Origin of the sequence: Nocardia altamirensis NBRC 108246 (assembly GCF_001612685.1) — a bacterium.
Classification (GTDB): domain Bacteria; phylum Actinomycetota; class Actinomycetes; order Mycobacteriales; family Mycobacteriaceae; genus Nocardia; species Nocardia altamirensis.
In genome coordinates this window covers 19,543-37,693 of the sequence record NZ_BDAY01000081.1, presented here as the reverse complement: position 1 = coordinate 37,693, position 18,151 = coordinate 19,543, and the positions used below count along the sequence as shown (strand labels likewise).

The following is an 18,151-nucleotide window of genomic DNA, read 5'->3' as shown; positions in this document are numbered from 1 at the left end:
CTACGCGACGCTTACTCCTCCTGCGGCCTGGTGAACAGCTGGAGGTGGGCGCAGTCCTTGCAGCGAAAGGCGTCGACCAGCCAGTGCGCGCGGCCCGCGCGTTTCGCGCCCCAGAAGCCGATTTCCAGCGGGCCCTCGACCCAGCGCGCGTGGCCACGCGAACTGTCGCCCGAATCCTCGATGAAGCCCGGCTCCAGGCCCTGTCCGCCACAGTGGGTGCAGTGCATCGCTGTCATCATCTGATGATGACTGGTTGATCACAGCTCCAGGCAGAACTTGCGCAGTTCGGAAAGGCGTTCTCCCGCAGCCGCTCTGGCCGCGGGCAGCGCGGCAGGGTCCGCGACGGGTGTGGTGACCTCTAGATAGCACTTGAGTTTGGGCTCGGTGCCGGACGGCCGGACCACCAGGCGGGTGGTCGGCCCCGCGAAGATCAGGGCGTCGGTGCGCATGCGGCCACGGACCTGAAGCTGATCGGTGTACTCGACCGGCTCGCCCGCGATCCGGCTCGGCGGGTCACTGCGCAGCCGGGCGACCATGTCCGCGGCAGCGGCTGCGGAGTCCAGCCGCAGCGACACCTGATCGGTGGTGTGCAGGCCGAACTCGACCGCGTAGTCGTCGAGCACGTCGGTCAGCGTGCGGCCTGCCGACTTCAGGCGCGCGACCAGATCCGCGGTGAGCACGGCGGCCGAGATGCCGTCCTTGTCGCGGACGGTGGCCGGGTCGACGCAGTGGCCGATCGCCTCCTCGTAGGCGTACACCAGGCCGTCGCCTGCGCGGGCCAGCCATTTGAAGCCGGTGAGGGTCTCCGCGTAACGGGCGCCACGGGCCTGCGCGAGCTTGGACAGCAGTCGCGACGAGACGATCGTGGTCGCCACCAGCGCGTCCTGCGGTGCGGTGCGCAGTACGCAATCGCCGAGCAGCACGCCGGTCTCGTCGCCGCGCAGCATCCGCCAGCTGTTGTCCGGCAACGGAATCCCCACGGCGCAGCGGTCGGCGTCGGGGTCGAGCGCGAGCGCCACATCGGCGCCGACCCGCGCGGCCAAGGCGAGCAGCAGATCGGTGGCGCCAGGCTCCTCCGGGTTGGGGAAGGCGACGGTGGGGAAGTCGGGGTCCGGTTCGAACTGCTCCTCGACCACGTGCACGTCGGTGAACCCCGCCGCGGCGAGCGCGCGGACCGCCAGATCGCCGCCGACACCGTGCAACGGCGTGAGCGCGATCCGCAGAGCCGACCGCGCACCGGGACCACCGATCGTCGACGGCAGCGCGGCCACCCGGGTCAGGTAGCTGTCGACGATCTCGTCATCGGCAGGGGCGACCGGCGTGCGGTCCACCGGTTCGGTGACGGCGTCGATGCAGCGCTCGATCTCGGTGTCGGCCGGGGCGAGCAGCTGCGAACCGCCATCGAGATAGACCTTGTATCCGTTGTCGCCTGCCGGATTGTGCGACGCGGTGATCTGCACGCCCGCGACGGCGCCGAGCGCACGGACCGCATAGGCGACCACGGGTGTCGGCAGCGGCCGCGGCAGCAACGTCACCGGAAAGCTCGCCGCGGCAAAGATTTCCGCCGTCGCCGTAGCGAACTCGGCGGACCCGTGCCGTGCGTCGCGCCCGACGATCACCGCGCCGCCGCCGAGGCACCGGCCGCGCAACCACTCGACGATGCCTGCGGTCGCCCTGCTGACTGTCGTCACGTTCATGCCGTCCGGACCGTCTTGCAGCGGTCCACGCAAACCGGCGGTGCCGAAGCGCAGCATCTACACCCGTTCCAGCACGCCGCGCAGCAGCTTGCCCAATCGCGGTGCGGCGGCGTGACCTTCGGCGAGCACCTCGGCATGCGAGAGATGACCGCCGGTGACACCCGCGGCCAGGTTGGTCACCAGCGAGATGCCGAGCACCCGTGCGCCGAGCCCGCGACAGGCGATCGCCTCGAGCACCGTCGACATGCCGACCAGGTCGGCGCCCATGGTGCGCAACATCCGGATCTCGGCAGGGGTCTCGTACTGCGGCCCGGTCAGGCCCGCATACACCCCCTCGGTCAGGGTGGGGTCGACTTCCTTTGCCAGCGCACGCAATTCGGGATCCCAGGCATCGACGAGGTCGACGAAGTTTGCACCGGTAAGCGGGGTACGGCCGGTGAGATTCAGGTGGTCGTTGATCAGCACCGGCTCGCCGACCCGCAAACCATCGCGGATGCCGCCCGCGGCATTGGTCAGCAGCACGATCTCCGCGCCAGCGGCGATTGCCGCGCTCACCGGATGCACCACGTCGGCAGGCTGATAGCCCTCGTACAGGTGCTGACGGCCCATCAGCAGCAGCGTTGGCGTCGCGCCGACGGTGAGCGAATGGACCATGCCCCCGTGTCCCTGCGCGCTCGGCTTACCGAATCCGGGCAGCTCAGGCATCGGCACCGACGCGACCGGCTCACCGATCTCCGCCGCCGCCTCCTGCCAGCCAGATCCCAACACCACCGCGACCCGATGACGCGGCACTCCAGTACGTTCGGCAATAGCCTCGGCGGCCTGTTCGGCAAGCATGAGCTAGAGCTTATTGGCCGCGTGGCCGCGGCGTTGTTCGCGGCCCCTCAGTCTCGCGTCCGAGCTGTCGAGACTCGCGCCTGCGGCGCATGCGCTTCGACAGCTCGGCCGCGAGACGGCCGCGAACGGGTCGCTCGTAAGACTCGCTCCGTGGTGGTCGAGATCGGGCGCGGAGCCGCCGGTTCTCGTAGGCCCCGAGTCAGGTACCTACCCGCGAGTAGTGAAACCGCGATGGGCCCGATACGCTGCATGCATGCCGTATCTGGAACGTGAAGGGGAAGTGTTCGTCGTCTACCTCGGGAACGACGGGCAGACCGACAGCGAGAACCGCTTCCACCCGGACTGGATCGACGAGTTCCACAGTGTGCTGGACAAGGTCGAGAGCTCCGAGGGACCCGCCGCGCTGGTGACGGTGGCGACCGGCAAGTTCTACAGCAACGGTCTCGACACCGACTGGCTGTTCGGCAACTTGGACAAGACGCACAGCTACCTGGATCGCGTGCATTCGCTCTACACCCGGCTGCTGCAGTTTCCGATGCCGACGGTCGCCGCGATCAACGGCCATGCGTTCGGCGCGGGCGCGATGCTCGCCACCTCGCACGACTTCCGGGTGATGCGCGCCGACCGCGGCTTCTACTGCCTGCCCGAGGTGCACCTCGGCATGCCGTTCACCGTCGGCATGAACGCGCTGCTGACCGAGCGCCTGTCCAACCAGGTCTGCGTGCAGGCGATGACGACCGGCCACCGCTACCCGGCCGACGAGGCGATCGCCGCAGGCATCGTCGACGGCAAGGCCGAGGCCGAGTCGTTGCTCGCGACCGCGGTCGCGCGTGCCGCGGCATTGACGGGCAACCGCAAGCCGAACCTGCCGGTGATCAAGAGCGCGCTGCACGCGAAGGCGCTGGCCGGTCTCGCAGTGCCGACGACACCGGAGAATCTGGCCTTCGCCGCAGGTTGATCGGCTGGTGCGGCGCACGCGGCGGTAATGGACGCGCCGCGTTTGCGGCGCAGTGCAACACTGTGTTCCATGCCACCACCGCGCAGCGGGCACCAGGAATCGCGCACCGACCACGAGGTCGCGCGCGCCGAGGCGATGCAGCAGTCGGACGCGGCGATCAAGGCCGTCGGCGACGCGCTGATCGATCTGTCGCATTCGATTCACGCCGAACCTGAGCTCGCGTTCGAGGAGACCCGCAGCGTCGCCAAGACCATCCGGCCGCTGGCCGAGCGTGGTTTCGAGATCGAGACCGGCGTCGCCGAGTTGCCGACCGCGTTCCGCGCCCAGTACGGCAGCGGCCCGCTCACCGTCGGCATCTGTGCGGAATACGACGCGCTGCCCGGGATGGGACATGCCTGCGGGCACAACATCATCGCGGCGTCGGCGGTCGGCGCCGCGCTCGGCCTCGCCGAGGTCGCCGATGCGCTCGGGCTGACCGTGCTCGTATTGGGCACGCCCGCCGAAGAAAGCGGCGGCGGCAAGGTGCTGATGCTGGAGCACGGCGTGTTCGACGACGTCGCGATGGCGATGATGGTGCATCCCGGCCCGTTCGACATCGTCGGCGCGACTTCGCTGGCGATGGCGGATCTGGCCATCACGTTCCACGGCCGCGAGGCGCACGCCAGTGCCGCCCCGGAGTTGGGACGCAATGCGGGCGACGCGATCACCGTCGCGCAGGTTGCTCTTGGATTGCTACGTCAGCATCTTCAGCCTGGCCAGCAACTTCACGGTATAGTCGGCCATGGTGGCGTAGCCCCCAACATCGTGCCCGGACGTGCGGAACTGCTGTATTACCTACGCGCAGTCGACTCCGCATCTCTCGACGATCTGATGCGACGAGCGTCGGCTTGTTTCGAGGCGGGTGCCCTCGCGACCGGCTGCACCCAGGAAATTCGGACTGTCGCACCGACATATACCGAGCTGACGCCCGATCCGGCGTTACTGTTTGCCTACCGCGAGCAGATAACCAAATTGGGCCGAGTGCCGATCGCACCCGAGCTCGAGGCCGCGCGACCGCTCGGAAGCACAGACATGGGAAACGTCACCAACGTCATTCCGGGCATACACCCGGTTATCGGCATTGATGCCGGCGGTGCGGTGACGCACCAACCAGATTTCGCCGCGGCGAGTGTCAACGCCTCGGCGGATCGCGCGGTCATCGATGGTGCGCTCGCACTTGCGCGTACCGCGATCACCGCCGCCGGCGATGGAGAACACAGAGACAGGTTGTTGCAACGGCTCGTTCAACGACAGGAGGAACTTCGGTGAGTACGACCGGCCGTTCGGCGGGACGCGTGATTGGCCAAGCGGGAGCGTGCGCAGTCACGGACACTGCTGGGAGCATCGCGATGCCGGACACCACGGTAACGGGGTATGCAGCGGTCGAGGGCTGGCTGGCCGAGCACATGGTCGACCTGGTCCAGTGGCGCAGGCACATCCACGCCAACCCGGAACTTTCGCGCACCGAGTTCGCCACCACCGAGTTCGTCTCGTCCTGGTTGATCAAGGCGGGTCTCACCCCGCAGCCGCTGCCCGGCGGCACCGGGATGATCGTCGACATCGGGCCCGACGGGCCGCGGATCGGTTTGCGTGCCGACATGGACGCGCTGCCACTGCAGGAGTTCACCGGCCTCAGCTTCGCCTCCACCGTGCCCGGCGTTTCGCATGCCTGCGGCCACGACGCCCACACCACGATTCTGCTCGGCACCGCGCTCGCGTTGTCCGAGGTGCCCGACCTGCCGGTCGGCGTGCGGCTGGTGTTCCAGCCTGCCGAGGAGGTCATGCCAGGCGGTGCGATCGACGTGGTCGCCACCGGTGCGATGGAAGGTGTGGAGCGGATCTTCGCGCTGCACTGCGATCCGCGCCTCGAGGTCGGCCGGGTCGGCGTCCGCGTCGGCGCGATCACCTCGGCGGCCGACACGATCGAGCTGGTCCTGGATTCGCCGGGCGGGCACACCTCGCGGCCGCATCTGACCAGCGATCTGGTCTACGCGATCGGCACCGTGATCACCGGGCTGCCCGGGCTGCTCAGCCGCCGCATCGATCCGCGGACCAGCACCGTCATGGTGTGGGGCGCGGTCAGCGCAGGCAAGGCGCCCAACGCGATTCCGCAGACCGGCATGCTCACCGGCACGGTCCGCACCGGCGATCACGCGACCTGGTCGCTGCTGGAGCCGATGGTGCGGGAGATCGTCGACGGCCTGTTGGCCCCGACCGGCGTGCGCTACCAGCTGAACTACCGTCGCGGCGTGCCGCCGGTGGTCAACGACGAGCAGTCCACCAGGATGTTCGAGGACGCGATCCGCCGGATCGGCCCGGACGCTCTGGCCGACACCATGCAATCCGGTGGCGGCGAAGACTTCTCGTGGTACCTGGAGGAGGTGCCGGGCGCGATGGCGCGCCTCGGCGTCTGGTCCGGGCACGGCGAGCAGCTCGATCTGCATCAGCCCACGTTCGACATCGACGAGCGTGCGCTCGCGGTGGGCGTGCGGGTGCTGAGCAACATCGTGCTGAGCGCCGAACAAAGCTGAATCCCGCTCGAAGACCGAGACATACAAGTGGGCACCGATCAAAGATCGGTGCCCACTAGTCGTATCCACCATGGAGCGAGTTTTAAGGGGCAACCACGCCTCGGTCACGCGACCAAAAACTATCCGAAGTTGCCTGGGCCGACGTTGCGGCTGTTGCGGGTTCGCAGCGAGTGGACGTAGTCCTCTGGCGCACCGGCCTTTTCGGCCGCGTCGGCGATGACGCCGATGTAGCGCGCTGACGGAAGGCCGCCTTCGTACGCGTCGAGCACGTACAGCCAGGACAGTGTCGGTTCGGCGCCGCTTTCGCTGCGGGTCACGCGTAGCCGGATCTTCTTGTGGATACCGAAGTCCGAGCCTTCCCAACGGTCGAGTCGCTGCTCGTCTTCCGGGGATACGTCGTAGAGCACGACGAAAACTCGTTCGCCTGGTTCTTCGACGACCGTCGCGAGCGGCCCTTCCCACCCGATGTCGTCACCAGCGAAGGTGAGCCGCCAGCCCTCCAACCAGCCCGTTCCGGACATGGGCGAGTGCGGACAGCGCTCGAGCATCTGGGTTGAGTCCATGTTGGACCCGTAGGCGGCGTAGATCGGCACCAGCAAAGGGTAGCCAATAACATCCGGGGATCGACTCTATCCCGACCAGATGCGGCAATCCTGTGGCGCGTTCCGGGCGCGGCGACTATGTGGACCTGCATCGCGTAGCGATTCCGTGGTGGCCGGGCGGCGACTATGTGACCTGCCTCGCCCGATAACGTTGACAGGTACCGGAGATCCCGGTGCGCAACCAGAAGCGGAGGTATCAATGACCCGCATAGCGATCATCGGTGGCGGACCGGCCGGTTACGAAGCGGCGCTGGTGGCGGCCCAGCATGGTGCGTCGGTGACGCTGATCGATAGTGACGGCATCGGCGGGGCATGTGTGCTCTGGGATTGTGTTCCCTCGAAAACGTTCATCGCCTCCACCGGCGTGCGCACCGACCTGCGCCGTGCCCGCGATCTCGGCATCACGCTCGACCCGAACCAGGCGACCGTGCAGCTGTCCGAGGTGAATGGCCGTGTGAAGGCGTTGGCGCTGGCCCAGTCTTCCGATATCCGGTCCAAGTTGCAGACGGTCGGCGTGACGGTCCTTGCCGGTCGTGCGGAGCTGACCGACGACGCCACCGGCCTCGCCGCGCACCGGGTGCGCGCCACGCTGGCCGACGGCACCGAGTCGACCATCGAGGCCGAGGTTGTGTTGATCGCCACTGGGGCGAGCCCGCGCGTGTTGCCCGGCGCGGAGCCCGACGGTGAGCGGATCCTCAACTGGCGTCAGCTCTATGACCTCGAGGACCTGCCGGAGACCTTGGTCGTGGTCGGTTCCGGCGTCACCGGCGCCGAGTTCGTCTCGGCCTACACCGAAATGGGTGTGCAGGTGAAGCTCGTCTCCAGCCGCGACCGCGTGCTGCCCGGCGAGGACGCCGACGCCGCGCTCGTGCTGGAGGATGCTCTCGCCGAGCGCGGTGTCGAATTGGTGAAGCACGCCCGCGCCGACGCGGTGGAGCGCACCGCCGAGGGTGTCGTGGTCAAGTTGTCCGACGGCAGGACCGTTTCCGGGTCGCACGCGCTGATGACGGTCGGCTCGACGCCGAATACCGAGGGCCTCGGCCTGGACCGGGTCGGCATCGAACTCGACCGCGGTGGTTATCTGCGGGTGGACCGGGTGTCCCGTACCTCGGTGCCCGGCATTTATGCCGCGGGCGACTGCACCGGCCTGCTTCCGCTTGCCTCGGTGGCCGCGATGCAGGGCCGCATCGCGATGTATCACGCGCTCGGCGAGGGCGTCAGCCCGATCCGGCTGAAGACGGTGGCGTCCGCGGTGTTCACCAGGCCGGAGATCGCCACGGTCGGTGTCAGCCAGACCGCGATCGATAACGGCCAGACCCCGGCCCGCACGGTGATGCTGCCGCTGAACACCAACCCGAGGGCCAAGATGCTCGGCCTGCGTAGGGGTTTCGTGAAGATCTTCTGCCGCCCGGCCACCGGTGTCGTCATCGGCGGTGTGGTGGTCGCGCCGATCGCGTCGGAGCTCATTTTGCCGATCGCCCTTGCCGTGCAGAACAATTTGACCGTCAACGACCTGGCGCAGACTTTCTCGGTGTACCCGTCATTGACCGGTTCGGTGACCGAAGCTGCGCGTCAGCTGATGCGGCACGACGATCTGGACTGAATGGTCCTGCGGTGCACTGCCGTTACTGCCGAAGTGTTCAACACGCATTGCCCATCAGGTTCACATATGGTTCACTTCCGGCAGAGATGCGATCGGCGGGCGGTCGCGGGGTTCGGTGTTCGGGGGGATGGAAGCTTTTCCCAGTCGAAACGTCGGACGGCCTACGCGTCGTTCGGTGACCGGGCGTCTCGTCAGAGACAACTGTGTGCGGCCGAACCAGGTCGAACACGGGAAAGGGAATGCGACAAGTGAAACATCGTAAGCCGAGTCGGGCGCAGCGAGCGATGGCAAGCACCTCGTTGCCACTGGCTACCGCGGCCGCCGTGGCCACTCTCTTCGCGGCGCCTGCGGGGGCAGCGCCGAACGATCAGCCGACCACTCCACCAACGACCGCGCCGCCGGCCCCTGCCCCGGTGCAGCCAGGGACGGAGACGCCGTCGAGTCCGGAGACCACCAAGCCGGATCCGAACAAGCCGAGCCAGCCGGGCGTCACCAACCCGCCGCCGAGCCAGCCGGGCGTCACCAACCCACCGCCGAGCCAGCCAGGCGTCAATACCCCGGATCCGGCCATGCCGAATCCGCCGAAGGACCCGAAGCTGGCGCAGCCGTCGCAGCCGGGTGTCACCACCCCGCGTGTCGCGCCGCTGCCGGTGCCTGGCAGCAAGCCGGACCAGCCTGCGCAGCCCGCGATCACGCCGGATACCCCGCAGGACCAGCAGAAGCCTGCGCAGCCGGGTACCCAGCAGTCGCCGGGTACGCAGGCCGCGCCCGGCGACGAGAACACCCAGGCGCGGCAGCCGGAGACGTTGCAGCAGCCGCAGCAGCAGCCGCGCTGGCAGGCGCCTCGACTGGAGGCGGCGCCGCCTGCCCCGGTCGTCGAGATGACCGGTCCGCACCAGGAGATCGGTGCGAACATCGACGGCGGCAACCTGCTGCCCGGCTACGCGGCCAACACGCACCACTTCAACAACGAGTCGGGCTATGTCGGCACCATCGGGTACCGCACCCCGGCCGGTGCCGGTGAGGCCGGTGTTTCGGTCGAGTACGTCGACGCCAACACCGTCAAGGTGACCACCTACACCGGCGGCGTCGGCCTCGCCGACAACAAGACGATCTCGGTCTTCGACACCACCCAGGCCAACCTGGCGAAAGCGGCTGTCGAGAACTGGATCAAGGAGCAGCCGGGTGGTGCCGCAGCACTGGAAGCGGCGGCGCAGGTTAAACTTCCGCTGCAGCCGGGCGATTTGGCTCCGCAGACTGTCGAAGTGGGTGGCGTTACCACCCAGTGGGGTGGTTCACTCCAGTACTGACACGATGTGATTCGACGGGTGGGGCGGTCGTTCGCGACCGCCCCACACGTGTGTCCTGGGGAAAGGAGTGGGTGTGACCTCCGACGGTGATCCGAGGGAGAACGAATCCGACGAGCGGCCCGCGTCGGATTTCGGTCCGCCGGTGGGCGAATTCGGTCCTCCCGTCTCGGAATTCGGTCCGCCTGTCTCGGAATTCGGTCCGCCGATGGGTGACACCGGTCCGCGCTGGCCGGTGCCAGATCAGGCCGCGGACCATCCCGAGTTGGTGTGGCGGCCCGCGGCCGAACCGGAGCCGCCGCAGGCCGCGCAGTATCGCGCACCCGATTCGACGGTCTATCCGACGCCGCCGCCCGCGCAGCGGCCGGGACCGCCTCCGCAGCAACGGGTTCCGGCTGCCGAGTCGGCGCAGGCCGACGCCGACAAGGACACCTGGTGGACGCGTCCGACCGATACGGGCAGCGTGCCGAAGCCGCCGCCGTTGGCCGTGCCCGGCCTGTCCTGGGCGGACGATCCGATCGCGCAGCGGCTGGCGCCGACGTCTCCGACGCCACCGCCGCCGCGGCAGGCCAACTCGCACAAGGGCAGGAACTGGCTCGCCGGTCTCGTTGCGGTCGCCATCCTCATCGGGCTCACGGTGACCGTGATCATGGTGTCCAGCAACAACAATGGCGACACCGCGGCGCCGCCGCCGGTGTCGACCAAGGCGGGGAGCTGTCCGGCGAGCAAGGACGGCAACGTGACCGTCGGCAACGGCCCCGGCGACACCGCGAGCGGTGCAGGCGCGATTCTCGGCTTCCAGTACGCCTTCTACGTGGAGCGCAGCGGCGAGCGGGCCAGGAAGTTCGTCGCGGACGACACGATCAACGTGTCACCCGCGACGAACATCCAGGACGCCATCAACGCCGAGATCCCCGTCGGCACCAAGCACTGCCTGCGGATCGCCGAGACCGCATCGGGGACGTACGAGGTCGACCTGCAGGAGTTCAAGCCGGACGGGACGGAGCGGCTCTACCCGCAGACCATCACGACGGTGGTGCGTGACGGCAAGTTCCTGCTGTACTCGATCGATACCCGTCTCAAATAATGGGAAACTAGTTTCATATCTTGGTAGCGGTATGTCACAGTTGAGCTATGTCGGCGACCCTTCCGCCGCTCGCGGGCAAGCTCGGCGGCCTGCGTAGCTCGGCGATACGTGACCTGCTGAAACTCACCGCGCGGCCCGAGGTGATCGGGCTCGCCGGTGGGTTGCCGGATGCCGAGCTGATGCCGCGCGAGCGGTTGGCGATCGCGGCCGACAACGCGTTGCGGGGGACCGGGTGCCTGCAGTACACCGAGTCGTCCGGCTGGGCGCCGCTGCGTGCGGTGCTCGCGGCGCGCGAGTCGGCGCGGCTCGGGCGTCCGGTCGAGGTCGCCGAGGTGTTCGTGACGCACGGTTCGCAGCAGGCGTTGTCGCTGCTCGCCGAGGTGCTGTTGGATCCTGGCGCGCTGGTCGTGGTGGAGGACCCGGCGTATGTCGGTGCGCTGCAAGTCTTCCGGGCCGCCGGTGCGCGGATCGTCGCGGTGCCGCTCGACGGCGAAGGCATGCGCGTCGACGTGCTGAAGGAACTGCTCGCGCGGGGTGAGCGGCCTGCCTTCGTGCACACGGTGAGCAACTTCCACAACCCGGGCGGCGTGACGCAGAGTCCGGCGCGCCGCAGGGAGCTCGCCGAACTCGCTGTCGCCAACGGGTTCTGGGTGATCGAGGACGATCCGTACGGTGAGCTGTGGTTCGACCGGCCGACCCCGGAGCCGGTGGCGACCTACGCGCCCAACGTGATCCGGCTCTCCAGCGCCTCGAAGATCATCTCGCCGACGTTGCGGGTCGGCTGGATGGTCGCGCCGGATCCGGTCTGCCGTGCCGTGGAACTGCTCAAACAGGGTGCTGATCTCTGTGGTTCGGCGCTCACCCAGCAGATCGCGACCGAGCTGCTCACCGATGAAGCCTGGCTGACCAGCCACATCGACACCGTCCGGCACGCATACGGCGAACGCGCCAAAGCCCTTGTGCACGCGCTGCGTACCCGTTTCGGCGACCGGCTGCGCTGCACCGACGCCACCGGTGGCATGTTCGTCTGGGCCGATTTCACCGACAGCACCGACACCGAAGCCCTGCTACCCCGTGCGCTCGACGCGGGCGTCGCCTACGTGCCAGGCTCGGCGTTCGCCGTCGACGGCGGCTACCGGAACTCGATGCGCCTGTGCTTCACCACCTCCGACGCCGACACCCTGACCACGGCGGTGGACAGGCTGGCAGGCGCCGCGGGCTGACGAACGGTCGCCGCTGCGCGCCGGTCAGTCGGCCCAGTCGTAGGTGCGTTCGACGGCCTTGTTCCATGCCTTCAGGTGTTCGGCGCGGTCGTCCTCGGACATCGTTGGCTGCCAGGTCTTGTCGGCCGCCCAGTTCTCCCTGATGTCGTCGGTCCCCGACCAGTAGTCGACCGCGAGACCTGCCGCGTAGGCGGCGCCGAGCGCGGTGGTCTCGTTGACCACCGGCCGCACCACGGGCACGTCGAGGATGTCGGACTGGAACTGCATGAGCAGGTCGTTGCTGACCATGCCGCCGTCCACCTTCAGCGTGGTCAGCTCGAGGTCGAGGTATTCGGATTCCGCGTCGGCGCGCATCGCGTCGACCACCTCGCGGGTCTGAAAGGCGGTGGACTCCAACACCGCTCGCGCCAGGTGTGCCTTGTTGACGAACCGGGTGAGCCCGGCGATCACCCCGCGCGCGTCCGGTCGCCAGCGGGGCGCGAAGAGGCCGGAGAAGGCGGGCACGATGTAGGCGCCGCCGTTGTCCTCGACGCTGCGGGCCAGCGGCTCGATCTCGTCCGCGGACGAGATGATGCCGAGGTTGTCCCGAAACCATTGCACCAGTGAGCCGGTCACCGCGATGGAGCCCTCCAGCGCGTACACGGCCTCCTGGTCGCCGAGCTGGTAGCAGACGGTGGTCAGCAACCCGTGCTTGCTGACCACCGGCGTCGTCCCGGTGTTCAGCAGCATGAAATTGCCGGTGCCGTAGGTGTTCTTGGCCTCGCCGGGGGACAGGCAGGCCTGGCCGAAGGTGGCGGCCTGCTGATCGCCGAGGATGCCTGCCACCGGGACGCCTGCCAGCGGGCCAGCGGTGATCTCCGCGTAGACCTCCGAGGAGCTGCGGATCTCGGGCAGCATCGACTCCGGCACCCCGAACTCCGCGCAGATCTGCGAATCCCATTGCCGGGTACGCAGATCCATCAGCATGGTGCGCGAGGCGTTGGTCACGTCGGTGATGTGCTTGCCGGTGAGGTTCCACAGCACCCAGCTGTCGATGGTGCCGAAGCACAGCTCGCCCGCCTCGGCGCGCTTACGCGCACCGTCGACGTTGTCGAGGATCCAGCGCAGCTTGGGGCCCGCGAAGTAGGTCGACAGCGGCAGGCCGGTGCGTTCTTGATAGCGGGTCGGCCCGATGTCGCCGCCGAGTTCGGTGGTGAGCCGGTCGGTGCGGGTGTCCTGCCAGACGATGGCGTGGTGAATCGGCTTGCCGCTGGCGCGATCCCAGACCACCGTGGTCTCGCGCTGGTTGGTGACGCCGACCGCGGCGATGTCGTCCTTGCCGAGCTTCGTCTGCTTCAGCACCTCGCCGAGCACGAATTCGGTATTCGTCCAGATGGTTTCGGCATCGTGCTCGACCCAGCCCCGGCGCGGGAAGATCTGCTCGTGTTCCCGTTGGGCGACGCCGACAACGCGCCCCTGCCGATCGAAGACGATGCAGCGACTCGAAGTCGTGCCCTGGTCGATGGCGGCCACATAGCGACGCATTCGTGCAGGTTACTAAAACCGGGCCCGCGTGTGGTCGATTGTGGCGTGCGCGGGTCTCGCCGCTGCCTTGCCCTGCCGTCGCCGCGTCGCTCGATTAGGGTCGGTGTCAGTTACCGATGGGTAGTGATCGACGACACGGACGGGGTGACGGTCGAAGAGATCCGTACCGGTTCGCATAGCCTGTACGGGAGCAGCTCGAACGAATGCCCGAGAAAGACCACTACGTCGTCGACAACCGGCGCGGCTGGAGGAGTCGAGCATGACCAAGAAACCGGAATCCCAGTTCCTCGGTCCGGAGCAGCGTAGGACGGCCTGGGAGCGGTTCGGTAAGGACCACTTCGATGTGGTCGTCATCGGCGGCGGGGTGGTCGGTGCGGGCATTGCGCTCGATGCCGCGACGCGCGGGCTGCAGGTTGCCCTGGTCGAGGCCCGTGACCTGGCCTCCGGCACATCGAGCCGCTCGTCGAAGATGTTCCACGGCGGCCTGCGATACCTGGAGCAGCTGGAGTTCGGTCTGGTGCGCGAGGCGCTGCGTGAGCGCGAGCTCGCGCTGTCCACGCTGGCGCCGCACCTGGTGAAGCCGCTGCGCTTCCTCTACCCGCTCACCCATCGGGCGTGGGAACGCCCGTACGTGGCGGCGGGCCTGGTGCTCTACGACACCATGGGCGGCGCGAAATCCGTACCAGGGCAACGGCATCTGTCCCGAATGGGCGCGCTGCGGCTGGCGCCCGGCCTCAAGCGCAGCTCGCTGATCGGCGGCGTCAGCTACTACGACACCGTCGTCGACGACGCCCGCCACACCATGACCGTCGCCCGCACCGCCGCGCACTACGGCGCGGTGATCCGCACCTCCACCCAGGTCGTCGGCTTCCTGCGCGAGTCGGACCGGGTGGTCGGCGTGAAGGTGCGCGACAGCGAGGACGGCCGCACCGCCGAGGTGCGCGGGCACGTGGTGATCAACGCGACCGGCGTCTGGACCGACGAGGTGCAGGCGTTGTCGCACCAGCGCGGTCGTTTTCATGTGCGCGCCTCCAAGGGCGTGCACATCGTGGTGCCGCGCGACCGCATCGTCAGCGATGCCGCGATCATCCTGCGCACCCCCACCTCGGTGCTGTTCATCATCCCGTGGGGCACGCACTGGATCATCGGCACCACCGACACCGACTGGAACCTCGACCTCGCCCATCCCGCGGCGACCAAGGCCGACATCGACTACCTGCTCGACCGGGTGAACGAGGTGCTGGTCACCCCGCTGACCCACGACGACATCGACGGCGTGTACGCGGGCCTGCGTCCGCTGCTGGCCGGCGAGAGCGACGAAACCTCCAAGCTGTCCAGGGAACACGCGGTCGCCCGCGTCGCGCCCGGTCTCGTCGGCATCGCGGGTGGCAAGTACACCACCTACCGTGTGATGGCCTATGACGCGGTGGACGAAGCGGCACAAGACATTCCGGCTCGGGTATCGCCATCGATCACCGAAAAGGTCCCGCTGCTCGGCGCTGACGGCTACTTCGCCCTCGTCAACCAGACCGTCCAACTCGCCGAGGCGTACGGCGTGCACCCCTACCGGATCAAGCACCTGCTCGACCGTTACGGCTCCCTCATCGACGAGGTGATGGCGATGGCCGACGGCAAACCCGAACTCCTGCAACCGATTACCGAGGCGCCCTCGTACCTGCAGGTCGAGGCCGTCTATGCGGCCGCAGCCGAGGGCGCGCTGCATCTCGACGACATCCTCGCCCGTCGTACCAGGATCTCGATCGAATATTCGCACCGCGGCAGTGCCTGCGCCGATCAGGTTGCCCGTCTCGTCGCCCCCGTCCTCGGCTGGGACGACGCCGAAATCGCCCGCGAGATAACCACATATCAGGCTCGCGTGGAAGCCGAGATCCGCTCGCAGACCCAGCCCGACGACACCTCCGCCGACGCACTGCGCGTCGCCGCCCCCGAGCCGCGCCCCGAAATTCTGGAGCCGGTTCCGCTGGACGGCTGAACACCCGCCGCCCGCCGGCCGAGCACGCGGACCGCGGGTGCGGGGATTGACATGCAAGTAAATACTTGCCTATTGTCGGAGCTGTGAGTGACGTGTTCAAGGCGCTCGCCGACCCGACCCGCCGGGCGATTCTGGACGGGCTGGCCGAGCGGGACGGTCAGACGCTCTTCGAGATCTGCGGGCGGCTGACCATGCTGCACGGGCTCGGTTCCTCGCGTCAGGCGGTCTCGCAACATCTCGATGTGCTGGAGCAGGCGGGGCTGGTCAGGACGGAGCGGGCCGGCCGGTCCAAGTTCCACTACATCGACCGGAAACCACTGGTGGGCCTGGTTGATCGATGGCTCGCCGACAACGGAAAGGCAAATCCATGAAGATCGTCGTCACCAGCGTCTTTGTCGATGACCAGCAGAAGGCGCTGCAGTTCTACACCGATGTGCTCGGGTTCGTGAAGAAGAACGATATTCCGCTCGGCGCCGCCTCCTGGTTGACCGTGGTCTCGCCGGAGGATCCGGACGGCACGGAGCTGCTGCTCGAGCCCGCCGGGCACCCCGCCGTCGCTCCCTATCGGGATGCGCTGCGTGCCGACGGCATCCCGGTCACGACCTTCGGCGTCGATGACGTGCATGCCGAATTCGAGCGGCTGAGCAAGCGTGGCGTCGAGTTCACCCAGGAGCCGACGAACATGGGCACGACGACCACCGCGGTGTTCGACGACACCTGCGGCAACCTCATCCAATTCCATCAGGTGACAGCCTGATTCGACGCAAGCTACAGCGTTGGCGGCGGCAGGGCGATGGTGGCGATGGTGCCGCCGCCCGGCGCCGGTTCCATGGTCGCCGCGCCGCCGTGCAGTTCGGCGATCCAGGCGACCAGCGCCAAGCCGATGCCACTGCCGCGGCCGCCGGTGACGCCGCGCTGGAACGGGTTGCTCGACAGCTGCGGATTCAGTCCGGCGCCGTGATCGCGCACGCTGACCCGCCCGTCGCCGACGTACACCTCGACCGGCGCGCCGGGATTGACGGCGCCGTGCGTGATGGCGTTCTCGATCAGGTTGCGCACCGCGAGGCTCAACAGGTTCGGGTCGCCGACGACCACCGTGGGATGGGTCTGCACGAGGATCTCGGACTTGAATTCCTCGACCACCGCTTCGGTGAGCTGATCGAGCAGCAACTGCACCCGCTCCATCGTCGTCACGCCTGCCTGCATCCTGGCCCGCGCGAGCAGGCCTGCGACGATCCGCTCCATCTTGGCCCCGAGTGCGCTGGCATCGGTGAGCGCGCGCTCCACCTCGTGCGGGTTGCGCCTGCGTGGCGCGGTGACCAGCCCCAAAGTGGTGAGCGGCGTGCGCAATTCGTGTGCGGCGTCGCCGAGGAAGCGTTCTTGTTCCTCGATCAACGCCAGCGCCTGACGCATGCTCCGGCCCGAAATACCGTGTGCCGCAATGGCGGACAAGGCGACCAGGGTGAGTCCGCCGACCACCAAGCCCCACAGCAACAACGTCCGATCCCGGTCGTGCAGACCGGGATTCGTGCCTGCGATGACGACGGCCTGGGTCTTCGTGTCCTCCCAGTAGGCCGGCGTCGCCGCGAGCCGCACCGGCCGTCCCGCGCTGTCGCGGCTGTCCTGGAAGACGGTGCCGGCGGCCCGCACGGCGTCATCGGCCATCGCGGCAACGCCGTTGCTCGACGGCAGCCAGGAGCGCAGATGTCCGTAGATCTCGCGCCAGCGTCCGTTGTCGTCGGTCGTGACGATCATGACCGCCATCTCGCCGTTGGCCAGATCGTCCTGCTTGATCTGGTCCAGGTTGATGGCCTGCTCGTCCGGGTCGAAGTCGAGGGCGCGCCACAGCCCCGTCACCACCCGGTCGAGGCTGTTGTCGACCGCGTTGTGCCTGGACCGTGCGTCGATGGTCGCCGCGAGGACGCCGAGGATGACCAGGCAGGTCGCGGTGATCACGGTGATCAGCGCGGTCAGCAGCCAGCGGGTGCGGCGCAGCCTGGCGACGGCGGGGCGGGGATTGGTCAGGCTCGTGACGTCGCCGCGCGGCTCGGCCTGGCTCAACGTGCGAATGCTTCACTTCCGATCATGAATCCGGTGCCACGGACGGTTTCGATCACCGGCGGTGGTCCGAGCTTGCGACGTAGCTGCGCGACGACCGCGTCGACCACGTTCGAGGCGGGCTCGGCCATCTCGTCCCAGCAGCACTCGATGAGTTCGCTGCGGGAGACGACGCTGCCCGCGCGCGTGGCGAGCAGTTCGAGCACCGCGAATTCCTTGGGGGTCAGCGAGCGCAGGATGCCTGCGCGCACGACCCGTCGGCGCGGCAGGTCGATGTCGATATCGCCGAGTACCAGGCGCGCGGGTGCCGGATGTTCGCGGCGCCTGCTGAGCGCGCGCACCCTGGCGGCGAGTTCGGGCAGCGCGAACGGTTTGACGAGATAGTCGTCGGCGCCGTGCTCGAAACCGGCGACGCGATCGGCAACGCCGTCGCGGGCGGTGAGCATCAGCACCGGCACCCGGGCTCCGGCGGCGCGCTGCGCGGCGACCAGGTGCAGCCCGTCTCCGTCGGGCAGGCCGCGGTCCAAGACGAGGACGTCGTAGGTGTTGACGGCGATCTTCAGGTCGGCGTCGGCGAGGTCGTAGGCGAGGTCGACCGCGAAACCGGCCGCTCGCAATCCGGCCGCGACTTCGATGCCGAGACCCTCATCGTCTTCCACTACCAACACCCGCACGAGATCTGAGAATAGGTC

At 68.2% G+C, this 18,151-nt stretch carries 17 protein-coding genes; 10 read left to right on the top strand and 7 right to left on the bottom strand.

The window, feature by feature from the left end; all coding sequences use genetic code 11:
* Positions 1-11: 11 nt before the first annotated feature.
* Genes NA11_RS34435 through NA11_RS34425 form a run of 3 tightly spaced genes read right to left on the bottom strand, consistent with a single transcriptional unit; the run spans position 12 to position 2,534 of the window.
* Positions 12-236: a hypothetical protein gene (locus tag NA11_RS34435; protein WP_069166266.1), complete on the bottom strand. Its 225-nt coding sequence runs from the start codon at positions 234-236 to the stop codon at positions 12-14.
* A gap of 21 nt (positions 237-257) precedes the next feature.
* Positions 258-1,754: a phospho-sugar mutase gene (locus tag NA11_RS34430; RefSeq protein ID WP_069166243.1), complete on the bottom strand. Its 1,497-nt coding sequence runs from the start codon at positions 1,752-1,754 to the stop codon at positions 258-260.
* Positions 1,755-2,534: a purine-nucleoside phosphorylase gene (locus tag NA11_RS34425; protein WP_069166242.1), complete on the bottom strand. Its 780-nt coding sequence runs from the start codon at positions 2,532-2,534 to the stop codon at positions 1,755-1,757.
* A gap of 253 nt (positions 2,535-2,787) precedes the next feature.
* Here NA11_RS34425 and NA11_RS34420 point away from each other — a divergent pair, with 253 nt between their 5' ends.
* The 3 genes from NA11_RS34420 to NA11_RS34410 all read left to right on the top strand — a co-directional run bounded on the left by NA11_RS34420 (position 2,788) and on the right by NA11_RS34410 (position 6,062).
* Complete coding sequence (locus NA11_RS34420; RefSeq protein ID WP_069166241.1) at positions 2,788-3,492, top strand: enoyl-CoA hydratase-related protein; 705 nt, start codon at positions 2,788-2,790, stop codon at positions 3,490-3,492.
* A 135-nt stretch (positions 3,493-3,627) separates the two neighbouring features.
* The gene (locus NA11_RS34415; protein ID WP_069166265.1) at positions 3,628-4,800 is read left to right on the top strand and encodes a M20 family metallopeptidase; all 1,173 of its coding nucleotides are present in this window, start codon (positions 3,628-3,630) and stop codon (positions 4,798-4,800) included.
* 137 nt (positions 4,801-4,937) lie between these two features.
* Complete coding sequence (locus NA11_RS34410) at positions 4,938-6,062, top strand: M20 family metallopeptidase (RefSeq protein ID WP_439957128.1); 1,125 nt, start codon at positions 4,938-4,940, stop codon at positions 6,060-6,062.
* Between the two features lie 119 nt (positions 6,063-6,181).
* Here the strand turns inward: NA11_RS34410 and NA11_RS34405 are convergent, their stop codons facing one another.
* On the bottom strand, positions 6,182-6,655 hold the full coding sequence (locus NA11_RS34405; RefSeq protein WP_069166264.1) for a gamma-glutamylcyclotransferase family protein: 474 nt from the start codon (positions 6,653-6,655) through the stop codon (positions 6,182-6,184).
* Between the two features lie 208 nt (positions 6,656-6,863).
* Between NA11_RS34405 and NA11_RS34400 the strand changes: the two genes are divergently transcribed.
* The 4 genes from NA11_RS34400 to NA11_RS34385 all read left to right on the top strand — a co-directional run bounded on the left by NA11_RS34400 (position 6,864) and on the right by NA11_RS34385 (position 11,884).
* Complete coding sequence (locus NA11_RS34400) at positions 6,864-8,267, top strand: NAD(P)H-quinone dehydrogenase (RefSeq protein ID WP_069166239.1); 1,404 nt, start codon at positions 6,864-6,866, stop codon at positions 8,265-8,267.
* A gap of 284 nt (positions 8,268-8,551) precedes the next feature.
* On the top strand, positions 8,552-9,577 hold the full coding sequence (locus NA11_RS34395) for a hypothetical protein (protein WP_084655302.1): 1,026 nt from the start codon (positions 8,552-8,554) through the stop codon (positions 9,575-9,577).
* A 73-nt stretch (positions 9,578-9,650) separates the two neighbouring features.
* Positions 9,651-10,661 carry a DUF8176 domain-containing protein gene (locus NA11_RS34390; protein ID WP_069166262.1) on the top strand — a complete coding sequence of 337 codons (1,011 nt, stop codon included), beginning with the start codon at positions 9,651-9,653 and terminating at the stop codon, positions 10,659-10,661.
* 47 nt (positions 10,662-10,708) lie between these two features.
* Positions 10,709-11,884 carry an aminotransferase-like domain-containing protein gene (locus NA11_RS34385; RefSeq protein ID WP_069166238.1) on the top strand — a complete coding sequence of 392 codons (1,176 nt, stop codon included), beginning with the start codon at positions 10,709-10,711 and terminating at the stop codon, positions 11,882-11,884.
* Positions 11,885-11,908: 24 nt separating this feature from the next.
* Here the strand turns inward: NA11_RS34385 and glpK are convergent, their stop codons facing one another.
* Complete coding sequence (gene glpK / locus NA11_RS34380) at positions 11,909-13,408, bottom strand: glycerol kinase GlpK (protein ID WP_069166237.1); 1,500 nt, start codon at positions 13,406-13,408, stop codon at positions 11,909-11,911.
* Between the two features lie 259 nt (positions 13,409-13,667).
* Between glpK and NA11_RS34375 the strand changes: the two genes are divergently transcribed.
* From NA11_RS34375 to NA11_RS34365, 3 genes are all read left to right on the top strand, one after another.
* Positions 13,668-15,401, top strand: coding sequence for a glycerol-3-phosphate dehydrogenase/oxidase (locus NA11_RS34375; protein ID WP_069166236.1), 1,734 nt, complete (start codon positions 13,668-13,670; stop codon positions 15,399-15,401).
* An 83-nt stretch (positions 15,402-15,484) separates the two neighbouring features.
* Positions 15,485-15,772, top strand: coding sequence for an ArsR/SmtB family transcription factor (locus NA11_RS34370; RefSeq protein ID WP_174567772.1), 288 nt, complete (start codon positions 15,485-15,487; stop codon positions 15,770-15,772).
* Positions 15,769-16,158, top strand: a complete 390-nt coding sequence (locus NA11_RS34365) for a VOC family protein (protein WP_069166235.1) — start codon at positions 15,769-15,771, stop codon at positions 16,156-16,158. Before NA11_RS34370 ends, NA11_RS34365 begins: the two co-directional genes overlap by 4 nt.
* A gap of 11 nt (positions 16,159-16,169) precedes the next feature.
* Here the strand turns inward: NA11_RS34365 and NA11_RS34360 are convergent, their stop codons facing one another.
* Both NA11_RS34360 and NA11_RS34355 read right to left on the bottom strand, forming a co-directional pair.
* Entirely contained in the window at positions 16,170-17,462 is a 1,293-nt protein-coding gene (locus NA11_RS34360) for a sensor histidine kinase (protein ID WP_084655301.1), read from the bottom strand.
* Positions 17,459-18,133 (bottom strand): response regulator transcription factor, encoded by a 675-nt coding sequence (locus NA11_RS34355; RefSeq protein WP_069166234.1) that lies wholly within the window; start codon positions 18,131-18,133, stop codon positions 17,459-17,461. The genes NA11_RS34360 and NA11_RS34355 overlap by 4 nt, the downstream gene beginning before the upstream one ends.
* Positions 18,134-18,151 lie beyond the last annotated feature (18 nt).